This is a genomic window from Embleya australiensis (assembly GCF_051903075.1).
GTDB lineage: Bacteria > Actinomycetota > Actinomycetes > Streptomycetales > Streptomycetaceae > Embleya.
Map to the genome: position 1 here is coordinate 1 of NZ_CP182422.1, position 12,625 is coordinate 12,625.

General features: G+C 68.9%; 11 protein-coding genes. 6 read left to right on the forward strand and 5 right to left on the reverse strand.

Annotated elements, in window-relative coordinates; genetic code table 11:
- Positions 1-470 precede the first annotated feature (470 nt).
- Complete coding sequence (locus ACMXN5_RS00005) at positions 471-3,650, forward strand: Helicase associated domain protein (protein WP_439673348.1); 3,180 nt, start codon at positions 471-473, stop codon at positions 3,648-3,650.
- A 27-nt stretch (positions 3,651-3,677) separates the two neighbouring features.
- Here the strand turns inward: ACMXN5_RS00005 and ACMXN5_RS00010 are convergent, their stop codons facing one another.
- On the reverse strand, positions 3,678-4,583 hold the full coding sequence (locus tag ACMXN5_RS00010; RefSeq protein WP_439673349.1) for a nucleoside triphosphate pyrophosphohydrolase family protein: 906 nt from the start codon (positions 4,581-4,583) through the stop codon (positions 3,678-3,680).
- Between the two features lie 115 nt (positions 4,584-4,698).
- On the opposite strand from ACMXN5_RS00010, the gene ACMXN5_RS00015 reads away from it, so the two are divergent.
- The 4 genes from ACMXN5_RS00015 to ACMXN5_RS00030 are packed head-to-tail and all read left to right on the forward strand — an operon-like array spanning position 4,699 to position 7,166.
- Complete coding sequence (locus ACMXN5_RS00015; protein WP_439673350.1) at positions 4,699-4,977, forward strand: phosphopantetheine-binding protein; 279 nt, start codon at positions 4,699-4,701, stop codon at positions 4,975-4,977.
- The gene (locus tag ACMXN5_RS00020) at positions 4,974-5,396 is read left to right on the forward strand and encodes a helix-turn-helix domain-containing protein (protein ID WP_439673351.1); all 423 of its coding nucleotides are present in this window, start codon (positions 4,974-4,976) and stop codon (positions 5,394-5,396) included. The genes ACMXN5_RS00015 and ACMXN5_RS00020 overlap by 4 nt, the downstream gene beginning before the upstream one ends.
- Positions 5,397-5,422: 26 nt before the next feature.
- A complete protein-coding gene (locus ACMXN5_RS00025) occupies positions 5,423-6,301 on the forward strand; it encodes an ImmA/IrrE family metallo-endopeptidase (RefSeq protein WP_439673352.1) in 879 nt (292 codons plus the stop codon).
- Positions 6,302-6,344: 43 nt separating this feature from the next.
- Positions 6,345-7,166, forward strand: a complete 822-nt coding sequence (locus ACMXN5_RS00030; protein WP_439673353.1) for a hypothetical protein — start codon at positions 6,345-6,347, stop codon at positions 7,164-7,166.
- A gap of 3 nt (positions 7,167-7,169) precedes the next feature.
- Here ACMXN5_RS00030 and ACMXN5_RS00035 read toward each other — a convergent pair whose 3' ends face one another.
- The gene (locus ACMXN5_RS00035) at positions 7,170-8,240 is read right to left on the reverse strand and encodes a nucleotide kinase domain-containing protein (RefSeq protein ID WP_439673354.1); all 1,071 of its coding nucleotides are present in this window, start codon (positions 8,238-8,240) and stop codon (positions 7,170-7,172) included.
- Positions 8,241-8,270: 30 nt separating this feature from the next.
- On the opposite strand from ACMXN5_RS00035, the gene ACMXN5_RS00040 reads away from it, so the two are divergent.
- Positions 8,271-8,609 (forward strand): hypothetical protein, encoded by a 339-nt coding sequence (locus tag ACMXN5_RS00040; protein ID WP_439673355.1) that lies wholly within the window; start codon positions 8,271-8,273, stop codon positions 8,607-8,609.
- A 354-nt stretch (positions 8,610-8,963) separates the two neighbouring features.
- On the opposite strand, the gene ACMXN5_RS00045 is transcribed toward ACMXN5_RS00040, so the two are convergent.
- The 3 genes from ACMXN5_RS00045 to ACMXN5_RS00055 all read right to left on the reverse strand — a co-directional run bounded on the left by ACMXN5_RS00045 (position 8,964) and on the right by ACMXN5_RS00055 (position 12,625).
- Entirely contained in the window at positions 8,964-10,241 is a 1,278-nt protein-coding gene (locus tag ACMXN5_RS00045) for an IS256 family transposase (RefSeq protein ID WP_439673356.1), read from the reverse strand.
- A 166-nt stretch (positions 10,242-10,407) separates the two neighbouring features.
- Positions 10,408-11,052: a hypothetical protein gene (locus ACMXN5_RS00050; RefSeq protein WP_439673357.1), complete on the reverse strand. Its 645-nt coding sequence runs from the start codon at positions 11,050-11,052 to the stop codon at positions 10,408-10,410.
- A 382-nt stretch (positions 11,053-11,434) separates the two neighbouring features.
- Positions 11,435-12,625 (reverse strand): hypothetical protein, encoded by a 1,191-nt coding sequence (locus tag ACMXN5_RS00055; RefSeq protein ID WP_439673358.1) that lies wholly within the window; start codon positions 12,623-12,625, stop codon positions 11,435-11,437.

A 12,625-nucleotide genomic window follows, 5' to 3' on the forward strand; every position in this document is an offset into this window, starting at 1 on the left:
CCCGCGGAGCGGGTCCCCAAGCCGCTGCGCGGCTTGCGAGCGAAAGGCTGCCGCGTTGCGGCAGCCGGGTGGCGCGTTGCGCCACCCGGTGAAGGACGGCCGCGTTGCGGCCGTCGGAGCCCGCTGCGCGGCCTCCCGGTGTACCGCTGCGCGGTACACCCGAGCCACCCGCTGCGCGGCTGGCTCAAGGCCGCAAGCGGCCTGCCGGCAGCGGCAACCGGGGTGTCTGGGTTACGCTTTCGGGGCTCTGGCTCGTATATCTGATGAGCCATCACATTGGATCTGACGCATCGTCAGCTGTGATTTCCAATGCCTGACTCGACGTCAGTCGCAATCTGACTTGCCGTCATGTGGTGCGGTGGGGTTTCCCACGTCCGAGAAGTCCGGTGGGCTTCGCTTCAGGGTGACACATCGGTACCGAGTCACGCCGTCGGCTTGCATCAAAACATCTTCTACCCGAGTCTGTGATTATGAGCCCCTCGTACCGAGGCGTCGCGCCGAGCGTGACTCTACGCCGTCATCAACGCGAAGCCGTGCAGAACGTAGTCGCCGAGTTCCGGCGTCCGCTCGAGGAATTTCGGCTCGGCGACGGGCCGTACGCGGGCCGGCGGGCCCAGGTCGTGTCCGCCACCGGGTCCGGCAAGACCGACATCGCCGCGGCCGTGGCAGGCGAGGTGGCGCCGCGGGGGCGGGTGCTGGTCCTGGTGCCCACCCTGGGTCTGTTGACCCAGACCATGACCGCGTGGCGGCGCGCGGGGCGCGACGGGCCCATGGTGGCGTTGTGTTCGCTGCCGAACAGCGATCCGGTCCTCGTCGACGCCGGCGCGCGGGCCACCACGAACCCGTACCGCTTCGCCCTCTGGGCGGGCCGTACGCGGCACGTCACGGTCTTCGGGACCTACGCCTCCCTCCGGCAACTCCTGAAGGCCCACAAGGGCAACTACGGCCTCCCGGTACTCCCCTGGACCCTGGTGATCGTCGACGAGGCACACCGCACCAGCGGCTACCTGGGCAAGAAATGGGCCGCCGTCCACGACAACCGACGCCTCCCGGCGCAGCGGCGGCTGTACATGACCGCCACCCCGCGGGTGTGGGACCCACAGGCGCGTAGTGCGTACGCGGCGTTGGGGGCGCGGCCGACGTCGGTGCGGTACGAGGCGCCGGAGGAGTTCGACGACGAGGAGGTCGTCGAGGGCTTCGGGGGCTTGGAGGGGGTCGACGGGGGGTCGGAGGGTCTCGATCTGGTCTTCGATTTCGCCTCCGGTGAGGACGACGGGGACGAGGAGTGGGAGGCGTTCGCCGAGGAGACCCCGGATGAGGCCGAGGAGGAGGTCTCGGGGACTGTCGAGGATGTCGAGGCGGAGGAGCGGCTGGTGGCGATGCCGTTGCCGCCGGGGTTGGTGGCGTCGATGGACGACGAACGCCTCTTCGGCAGGGTGGTGTTCGAACTGCCTCTCGTCGAGGCTTGTCGCCACGGGATCTGTGCGCCTTTTCGGGTGATCCTGGTGGAGGTCACCGATGCCGAGGTGGAGGCCGCGGCGGCGGCGAAGGGCCTCGCGCTCAACAGGAACACGCAACGCCCCCAGGACGCGGAGGAGTTCCGGGGTGCACGGTTGGCGGCGTTGCAGACGGCGTTGCTCAAGACCGCCGCCGAGTACGGGCTGCGGCGCATCCTCACGTTCCATCACCGCGTCAAGGAGGCGCAGGCGTTCGCTGAGGGCCTGCCGAAGGCGTTGGGGCGGCTGCACGCGGCGGATCCGCGGACGTATCCGGGGTCGGTGGGCGCGGGGTGGTTGTACGGCGGTGACGACGCGGAGGTCAAGCGCGAGGCGTTGCGGGTGTTCGAGGCCGGTGTCGACGCGGACGGCGTCGTGGCCGAGCGGTCCTTCCTCGCGAACTGTCGGGTGCTGGGCGAGGGTGTCGACCTGCGGGTGGACACCGTGGTGTTGGCGGATCCGCGCGGTTCGGTGGTGGACATCTGCCAGGTCCTCGGTCGTGCGGTCAGGCCCTCGCCGGAGGGCGACAAGATCGCGTCGATCGTCGTGCCGATCTTCCTGCGCAGGGGCGAGACGCCCGACGACATGCTCGTCTCCCCCACCTGGGCGCCGTTGGCCCGCGTCCTGTACGCGCTGCGGTCCCACGGGACGGATGTCGTCGACGTCCTCGCCGTGCCCCAGGTCGACGGGGCGGCGCAGGAGACGGCCCGCCCGTTCGACGACGGTGACGACGAGTCCGGTGGCGAGGGCGGGCCCGGGGGGCGGGGTTCGCTGGTGTGGTTCTCCTCCCGGCGCGACCCGGTCCGGTTGGCGCGGTTCGTGCGTACCCGTGTCCTGGACCCTCAACGGCGCAACTGGCTGCGGGGGTACGCGGCCGCGGAGCGCTACCGCGAGCGGTTCGGGAATCTCGAGATCCCGCTGCACACGGTCGACATCGACGCGCACGGCGTCACCTTCCCCGTGGGGAGCTGGGTGTCGGAGATGCGGCGCGCGTACGCGAACGGCGGCCTGGATCGGACGCAGATCGCCGAGCTCGAGGCGTTGGGGATGGTGTGGGACGCCTACGACCGGGGGTGGCGGGACGCCCTGGCCCACGCCCGTGAGTACGCCCGGCTGCATGTGGGCCTGGCCGCGCCGGTCGACGCGATCATCGACGGCTTCCCCATCGGACGGCAACTGCAGAAATGGCGCCAGGGCAACGGCATGAAACGCCACCCGGAACGCGCCGAACAACTCGCAGCCATCGACCCCGAATGGAACCCCCGGCACTGGTCGATCGACTGGCAGCGCCACCTCAACCACCTCCGCCACTGGCAACAGACCCACAACCCGCCCGCCGCCCTCGAGGGCGGCGACGGCGCAGCGGCGGGTGGACATGAGCCGGGTGTCGGGGTGGGGGCTGGTGGGTCGTACGGCGCAGCGGCGGGTGCGGGTGGGGTGCCCGACGCGGCGGCGGTTCGAGACGGCGGGGGCGGAGGCGCGGCGGCGGGTGTGGTCGGGCCGGGCGTCGCGGGGCCCGGGCACGGGACGGCGGCGTCCCGGGGTACGACGGCGGGTGGGCATGGATCGGGCGGTGAGGTGGGCCTGGCCGGGCCGCGCGGCGCAGCGGCGGGGGTGGCTGGTGGGGTCGGGGTGCGTAGCGCGGCGGCGGGTGTGGCGGGGCGGGTCGCGGCGGGTGGTGTGGGGGCCGACGTCGGCGGTGGGGCGGCGGGGCCGGCGGCGGTGCGGGAGGTGGTTGTTCCCGGGCCCGGGACGGTGTATCGCGGGGTCGGGATCGGGCGGTGGGTCGAGCGGCAGGTCGCGGGGTGGGCGCGGTTGAACGCGGCGCAGCGGGAGGCGCTGCTCGCGGTGGGCGTTGTGGCGTCGGCCGTCGGGGTGGTGGCGGGGCGGGGCGGGGGGTCGGGTGGGCCGAGGGCGGGGCGCAGTCGGGACGAGGCGTTCGCGGTGGGGTTGGCCGCGGCCGGGGTGTTCTTCGCGCGGGAGGGGCATCTGGAGGTCCCGCGTGGGCACGTCGAGGTTGTGGAGGTGCCCGGGGGTGGCGGGGTCGAGGAGGTGCGGTTGGGGGTGTGGGTCACCAACACCCGGGCGCGGCGCGGGAAGTTGACGGGTGAGCGGATCGCCGCGTTGGACGCGATCGGGATGCGGTGGACGTGACGTCGGGTGTGAGATCCGGCGTGAGGTTCAGGGTGCGGTGTCGGTTCTCGTCGAGGGTGGTTCGGGGTGGGGGCTTTGCTCGATGAAGGTGAGTGTCTGGTGGTCCAAATCGAGTTCAACTGTGCCGCCGTTGTGCTTGCGGATCTGACGCCATACGTCGTAGCCGGTCATGATTGCTTTTTCCCAGTCGGCGGCTCTGAGGACGTTGACTTCCAGGTGGGCGGTCATCTGGTCGATCGTGTCGAGGAGTTCGTGGTCGACGTGGCGGGTGTCTTCGAAGAAGCCGTGGCGCGTGGCGTAGGTGAAGACCAGGGCGGATACGCCTTCTTCGATGGCGATTGCGCGGCCTCCGTCTTCGGCTTCGTCGACGCCGGGACGACTGCGGCGTTTGCGCTCCAGGAGGAAGCGGGTGACGGGCGACCAGCCTAGGACTGCGGCGTGCGCAAGGTGGAAGGCGTCGTGGAAGCGGTAGTCGTCCTCGATGTGGGATGCGCTGGTGAGGGGGTCACCTGCTTGGCTGCCGTCCTCACGGGTGAGTCGGACGCGGTTGTCTTCGGTGGGGGTGAACGTGAGGGTTGTGCGGCGGGGAAGTTGCTCGTGGGGCGGGTAGTCGGCGTCGAAGTGGACGCGTTCGAGGTCGGGGGTGACGCGCCATCGGTCCTTGGCCTTTTCGAGGCTGGCGGCGGCGACGTCCTCGAGGTCGAGGTCCAGTCGGTGGGCCAGGGCGGCGACGTACCACAGGACGTCGCCGAGTTCTTCGCGTAGTTGTTGGCGTCCGGTGGTCGTGCCGTCGCGCATACGCTTTTTGTAGGCCGTTGCGACCGAGCCGACTTCACCGACGAGACCGAAGAGGGGCACGAGGACGGGGTCGGCGTCCGGGGTGGGCGGTTGCAGGGTTTTCAGGGCGGCCTGCTGGTAGCGGGCGAGGTGCACGTACCCTCCGTCTAGCGAGTTAGGCGACAAGTCTGTCGGATTTCCCGACACGCTTGGTATGCTAGATGACGTCAGCCCGGCTGTCCGGGAGTCGCGAACACGGGCGGGTGTCGCCATGCCGGACGGAAGCGTCAGGGAGATCGTCGACGTCGTCGTGGAGCTTCTGGCGGAGCAGCAGGGTCGATCGGTCGACGAGTTGTACGAGGAACTTTCGTCCCAGGGTGCGGAGTTGCCGGTGGACTCCGTGTTGATCGTGGAGATCCTGACCCGTGTCGAAAACCGTTTTGGCGTGACGATCAGCGCGGATGCCGAGGCCGGAAGATCTCTGCGCTCCGTGTGGGCTTTCGCCGAGACCGTCCACGAAGCCGTCCCCGCGAAGGAGGGGCTGTCATGACCGCCGTATCCGAGCCTGCGGACGACGATGTCGAGCGTGCCCGGCTCGGGCAACGATTGAGGAGCACCCGCGATTATCTGGGCCTGTCCCAGCAGCAGGTGGCCGAACGGACCGGCATCCCCCGTTCGGCTGTCAGTGACATCGAGCGCGGAGTGCGCAAGGTGGACACGATGGAGTTGAAGAAGCTGGCGCGCCTCTACCGGTTGTCCGCGTCCTACTTCCTGGACGAGGACGAAGACGCGGATGCCGGTGAGCACGCCTTGGCGGGGATGCCTCGGACTCGCAAGGACTTGACGGAAGGGGACCGGATCGAGGTGGCCAGGTTCATCCAGTACCTCAAGGCTCGGCGTGCGGCCGAGGCGGAGGCGGAGTCCTCGGACGCTTCGGATGGGCCGTCGGCGTCCCCGGAGCTCCTTTGAGTTGGGACGAGGCGCACGGGATCGCGATGATCGCCGCAGCGCACGCCCACCAGAGCCTGAGGGTTCCCCGCGACGACTATGTGGACGTGTTCGCCGCTTTGAAGGCTGCGAATGTGGAAGTTGTCGCTCGAAAGTTGGGTCCGTTGTTGGGGTTCTACCTCGCGTCGGGCGACGGCGGGCCGGCTTGTCTGCTCAACGAGGGCTTGGTTGAAACCGACATCCGACACACCCTGGCTCACGAACTGGGCCATCACGTCCTGGGACACGGGACGACCCTGGATCACGACGGGGACAGGAGGTGGGGACGTTGGGGTGAGGACTGGCCGGAGCACGAGAAAGCCGCCGAAGCCTTCGCGTCCTGGTTTCTGATGCCGTTGCCGGCCGTCCGTGCGGCCTGCGCGCGTGTCGGTGTACGGCACCCGTCCAGCCCTGCGGACGTCTATCGGATCGCGCGCTGGCTGGGCACTCCCTACGCCACCACGGTGCGACACCTGGTCCGGCTCAAGGCCATCGGACGATCCACCGAGAGGATGTGGGTGAAAAACGCTCCGGCGGATCTGAAGAACCTGCTCGCGCACGGGCTCGGAATCTCCCCTCGGGCCCATGTCCACGCCCTGGGGCGTGGTGCTCATGATGCGCACATACGTGTGGCCGCCGGGGATCTGCTCTTGTTGGACTTCAGCGGTGCCTGGGACGCGATCCCTCCCGGCTTCGCGAACGAGGATCCGTCCGACCAGACGCAACTTTCTTGGGAGGGTGGCCCCGACGGCAACCGCGCCCTGTGGGTCACCGAAGAGTTGAACGGCGTTTCCACCCTGACTGCCACCTCCGGCGACGAGATCTTCCACGTCACCGTGTCCCCGGTACCGCGACGTCATGGCTCCGATCACTTCTGGGAGTCGTAGCCCGAACGCCGCGCGCCAGTGCTCCGTCGAGGGGAGACAGAAAGTGCACACCTTCACCGTCGACGCTCCCGACGTGTCCTCCGCCTGGCTGAGGGCCTGCGGGCGCCTGGCCGAATTCCCGGGCGCGAAGGGCTACCACACCGTCGTGCGCATCTCCGATCCGCGGCACGAACATCCAGATATGCGAGCCGAGTTGGAGCGCCTGCGCATCGCCAAGGACAAGTACCCGATGGAAGCGGTGATCAACACCCTCTTCCCCGCCGCGCTTGCTGCCTCCAGCAAGGATCACGCCGAGTTGGCCCGACGCTATCTCGCCATGTACGAGCGGCTGCGCAAAGCCGATCGGCGCAACGTCCACGGCACCTACTTCGGGCGGCTGGTGGGCCACCCCGGCCGCGACGGGAACACGGCTCCGGTCGACCAGTTGGGTGTGCTCATCGCGCGGCTACGGCAGCTCAGCCGCAGCAGTCGCTGGAACGCGGTGTACGAGGCCGGCACCGTCCACGTCGAGGACGGTCCGCCGCCGGTCGAGGAGGCTCCGACCGACCTGCCCATCCGCGACCTCGGGGGCGACACCCAGATGCTGGACTTTCCCTGCCTGAGTCACGTCTCGTTCCAGCTGGAGAGCGGCGCCGGCATCGTCCACACGGTCGCCTACTACCGCAGCCACTACATGTTCGACCGCGCCTACGGCAACTACCTGGCGCTCGGCAAGCTCAACGCCTGGGTCGCCGAGCAGGCGGGTCTGCGTCCGGGAAGTCTGATGGTCGTGGCAGGCGTGGCACGTCTGGATTGCACTCGAGAGATCCTCGCCCGGGTGAACAGGGCGCAGCAGCAAGAAGACCTGTTCGCTCCCCAGGGTTGACGCTCAGGGGCACGCCGACGCTCCGGCCGCACTCTCTGTCCCGGGCGCGTCGGCGCCGCCCAGTCCCCACTTCGGGGGAAACCACGGTGTCAACGGCGCGGAGTCGGCGCGGTAGACCTGCTTGATCCGTGCGCGGCCGCTGATCCCGGCGACGTCGGGGTGCGCGACCCTGGCGTACTTGTCGACCTCGCAGAACAGGTTCTGGCAGTCGATCAGTTGGAGTCGGCGGCGGCCTCCCAGCCGCACCGGTTCCAGGCCCAGTCGGGCGAAGTGCTCCTCCTGGGTGTCGGTCATGTAGTGGATGACCTCCGCCTCGATGCCGTCCGCCGCCGCACCGAACGCCTTGCGGATGCCGTCCTTGGCACCCGGGCCGGGCACGACGAAGTCGCCTTCCTCGAAGGGCATCTCGGCCGCGTAGTTCAGGTCGATCACGTACTGGTAGGCCAGGAACGGGCCGATCGCCGGGTAGCCGAGCAGGATCCGGTACGCCTCCTGGAGGCTCTTCGCCGCCAGTACCCGCGCGGGCGCGTTCGTGGCCATCATCGTCTCCAGCACGCGCAGGTGATTGGCGTGCTTGCGCGGCTCCCCCATGGCCGGCGGCGGGGTGATGTAGGCCGCCGAGTACAGCCGCCCACCGGACGCGAACGCCTTCGACAACACTTCGTCGTAACGACCGAAGTCGTAGTCCGCCCACGTCGGCGTCCCGCCGAGCGCGCCCACCAACAACTCCCACGTGGACGCCTTGTTGAAGAACTTGAACAACAGCGTGCGGAAGAACACCTCCTCCCAGCGCTGATCACCCCGGTAACTCACCCCCGCGATCAGCTGCTGACTGACGCGATCCGCCGCGCGGAAGCAGTTGGTGAACCGGTGACGGGCCAGAATCGGGTCGCTCGTCCACGGCGCGGGCGCGCCGGCCACCCGGGCGCGATACACCCGGTCGCGCAGCACGGCGAACCGCCAGTAGGTGTCGAAGACCGCCGTCGGCCGCAACCGCCGCCCCGCCACGACCACCTCGTCGCGGGCGCGATGAGCATGTTCCTCGGCAGCGGGGCTGGCCAGCAGGGAAGGCATGCGTTTGAATATATATTCAATCTATAGTCGATGAACAGGGGCGCCGCCGTGGGCAGGTCCGTGGAGCGGGTCCATCAGGGGACGCGGCGCAAGGTCCTGCTCACCTGGCCGCAGGAGATCGACGCCCGCCTCGACCTTCTGGTGCGCATGGCCACCGAGGCGGGCGAGCGCACCAACCGGTCCGAACTGCTGGCCGCCCTGATCGCCTCCACCGAGACGACCCCGAAGAAACTCGCGGACACGCTGCGCGCCTATCGACGACTGGACCCGGAGACGTTCACCGCCGCCCACGACCGGCCCGATCTGCCCACCGTGCGCCGCACCGGACCCAAGACCACGAGCGGGGACACCACCGCGCCCACGCCGTAGCCGCACGCCCCCGCGGCCGCCGCCACGTGGACCGGCCCGCCGGCGGCAGATGTTCCCGCCCGGTCCGCACCGCACGGGTGAACCACCACCGCGTCTCGACGCGGCGTCCGACGAAGGCAACGACACGCGGGTTCAACCCCCCCACACGACACCGAGGACACGGCCCGACCCCCACGACCACGCGCCGGCCGCAACAGGAGCCCCCGGCAGTCGAAGACGGCTCACCCTCGGCGGAACGGGGCACGACATCGCGTGCTCTACCGCTCGCCGCCCCCGTACACCGCACCGCCGGGCCGGCCCCACTCGCGGTTGCGGGTCTGTAAATCGAACGGTGTAACGGGGTTGATGTAGTGGTCAGTTGCGTCCGGCGGACAGGCGTCCGTCGAAGGCGATGTCGAAGGCGTTCAGGGCTGCTTTCCAGCGCATGGTCCAGCGTTTGCGGCCCTGACCGGTAGGGTCGAGCGACATGATCGCCATATAGACGCACTTGAGGGCGGCCTGCTCGTTGGGGAAGTGTCCGCGCGCCTTGACCGCCCGCCGGATCCGCGCGTTGACCGACTCGATCGCGTTGGTCGAGCAGATCACCGTGCGGATCTCCGTGTCGAAGCTCAGGAACGGTACAAACTCCGACCAGGCGTTCTCCCACAGCCGTACGATCGCCGGGTACTTCTTCCCCCAGGCGTCGGTGAACTCCACGAAGCGTTCGAGTGCGGCCTCCTCGGTCGGAGCCTGATAGACCGGCCGCAGGGCCTTGGCGATCTTGTCCCAGTCCTGCCGTCCGGCATAGCGAAAACTGTTCCGCAGGAGATGGACGACGCAGGTCTGGACCACGGTCCGCGGCCAGACGGCCTCGACGCTGTCGGGCAGACCTCTGAGCCCGTCGCAGACGAGCATGAGCACGTCCTCGACGCCGCGGTTCCTGATCTCGGTCAGCACGTGGAGCCAGAACTTGGCCCCTTCCGCGCCGTCGCCGGCCCACAGGCCGAGGATGTCGCGGTGGCCCTCGGCGGTGACCGCCAACGCGACGTAGATCGGCCGGTTGGCGACCTTGCCGTCGCGGACCTTCACGTTGATGCAGTCCACGAACACGACCGGGTAGACGCGGTCGAGCGGCCGGTTCTGCCACTCGGCCATCCCGTCGAGGACCTTGTCGGTGATCGTGGAGATCGTCTGCCGCGACACGTCGGCCCCGTAGACCTCGGCCAGGTGGGCCCGGACCTCGCCGGTGGTCAGACCTTTCGCGGACAACGAGATCACCATCTCGTCCACCCCCGACAGACGCCGCTGCCGTTTACGGACGATCCTCGGCTCGAACGACCCCTCGCGGTCTCGCGGCACCGATATCTCCACCGGGCCCACATCGGTCAACACCGTCTTCGCGCGGGTGCCGTTGCGCGAGTTCCCGCTGTTGTCCCCGGCCGGATCGTGCTTCTCATACCCGAGGTGGTCGGTGATCTCACCCTCGAGAGCGGACTCGAGGATCCGCTTGGTCAGCTGCTGAAGCAGCCCACCCTCACCCACCAGATCCAGACCTTGGGCACGGGCCCGGCCCACCAGCTCGTCGATCAACCGGCCGTCCACAGCGTCATCGACGACACCTCCAACCGGGCTGTCCTGCACAGGCTCTGACATCACGTCAGTCATCTCTCGGCGTCACTTTCATGATCAAGTTCCACCGTTAGTTTTACAGTCCCGCGGTTGCCGGATCGGGCGGGTCCACCGCACGTCGCGGAAACCAACGGCCCAGCCGAGGCGCGACACAGGGCGCACCCACGCGCGAGTTCGCTGGTGGAATCCCTTACGTGGACGACTCCCACGTCTTGGCGAAGATTCGTTCCAGGGTCCGATACATGGGCGAGGACACGGGGTACTTGACGACCGCGCAGTGTCGGCCGTGCTCGTGCGCCGAGTAGGGCGTGAAGTAGGCCGCCCGTTCGGTCAGACACACCCGCCCGATGTGCGGGGCGTCGAACCTTCTGAGTTCGATCGTGCCCGCACTCGTGTACGGGGCCACGAACGCGACGTTGGTCTCGATCTGAGTGTGCAACAGGCCCGAGCCGTGACTGCGATCGAACGTCGCGAGTTCCGCCTCGCGGTCGGTCGTCCAGCGGGCGTCCCGGCCGGTTCCGGTACACGGCAGCAGGAGCCGGACCCGGCGCCCGGTCGTACCCGCGGCCGCCAGGAGAGGAGCGAAAGTATCCCGCTGCAGCTCGTTTCCCCGGCCGGTCAACAGGTCCACGCGACGAGCGCGCGCCAACTCCCTGCGGAAATCCTCGTCCGCCTCGACCTTCGTCGGCCACGTCTGACCGAAATCACCACGCGTCAATCGCGCTACCGCCCGGATCAACAACCAACGAAAACGTCCCGACCACAACACCGCGAGTGTGACGGTCAGCCCCGTGGCCGCGAGTGAGGACAACACCCCCATCAAGAACTCGTTCACCACCCACCCCCTCGCACGTCATACCCCGCCGCCCGCTCCGACCAAGCCCCGGGAAGACGAACAACACATGCGATTCGCGACATCGGCGCCACCCGAGCGGATGCGCGACTCCTTTGGCGGCCGGGAACGATTCGTGACGACCGCGTCGCCGGCCACAGGCCGGCTCGCGTCACAAGGGAATAGGTTCCCGGCCGATGTTCGTCGAATCGGTCGGGGACCGGTCGGTCGTGCCGCCCGAGAACGCACACGTGCGCCAGCCCACCCATCGAGCCCGTGTCTTGCTCGCCGCTCCCGTTGCACGGTTCGTCGACGCGTGGGGAGGCCGGGTGGGCCCCTGAGCCGAGCAGAAGCGTGACGAGTGAAGGGACGGCGCAGCGGGGCGCTACGGGGCGCGGGCGTCACCGTGCCACTGGTCGAGGCGGTCGGGGAACTCGGATGCGTCGTGCGGGGTGCGTTGTTTATTCAGGATCCGGTCGGTGAGTTCGACGGTGGCGAGGTACCACCAGAAGATCCAGTCGAGGAAGGCGTCGTCGTAGTCGGCGCGTTGGTCGGCGCGGCCGTGGCGCAGGTCGTATCGGTTGGCGATTTCGAAGAGGAATCCGTCGTCGGGTTTCCCGGCCTCGGTCTTGATGAGGTCGCGGCGTTGTTCGAGGATTCGGGCGAGGGCGACGATGGCCGAGCGTTTGTGGTCGCGGGTGGCCCCGCGTGCGCGGAACAGGGCGATGGCGTGCTCGGTGCTCGCGCGTGTTCGCGGGTCGGGTGTGTTCAGGACCCGGTGGACGAGGTCGCCGCGGGCGTCGTCGGTGAGGGCGACCAGTCGGCCGAGGTCCTCGCCCTCGTCGGCGAGTCGGTAGTCGATGCCGGCGTCGTGGAGGAGGTTGTTGATCCTCCATCGGTACAGGGCGCGGCCGGGGGCGGCGTTGAACTCCTTGTGGTGCCAGCCGCAGCCGGAGTAGGAGTGCATGTCGCGGTTGCGGGGGCGCGAGACCAGGTCGTGGAAGACCTCGATCAGGCCGAAGAAAACGTCGTCGTCCCATGCGTCGGGGTCCAGGGGCCACAGGTTCGCGTGTCCGAGGTGGCGGTCCAGGATCCGGGAGCGGTCCGGGAGCGGATCGGGGTCGTCGACGCAGTCCCGGCCGAAGACCTCGACCAGGTAGCCGTTGGTGTCGAGTTCTTCGACGAGGCGAGCGAACTCGCGGCGTTCGCCGCCCTTGTGGCGTGCGTGGTCGGACGGGGCGCCGTGGCGTTGAGGCCAGTACGGGCGCGGTCGGCGGGCGTGGCGCAGTTCGGCTGCGCGGTCGATCAACTCGCGCAGCCAGGTGCGTTGGGTGTACGCGGGAGGCGCCTGTCCCGCGGGCGGTTTCGGGGACCAGGGGTCGTCGTCGGCCCAGATGGTGGAGGATTCGCCGACCTCGTCGAAGTCGCCCACCGCCGTGGTGCCGGCGAACGCCTCGCCCAACAGCAGTCGTGCGCGTTCGACCCACTGACGGTGGTCCGAACGCGAGATGCGCTCGGCCTCGGCCGTGAACAACGCGGTGGGCCACACGAGTTCGTACACGCTCACATCCAGCAC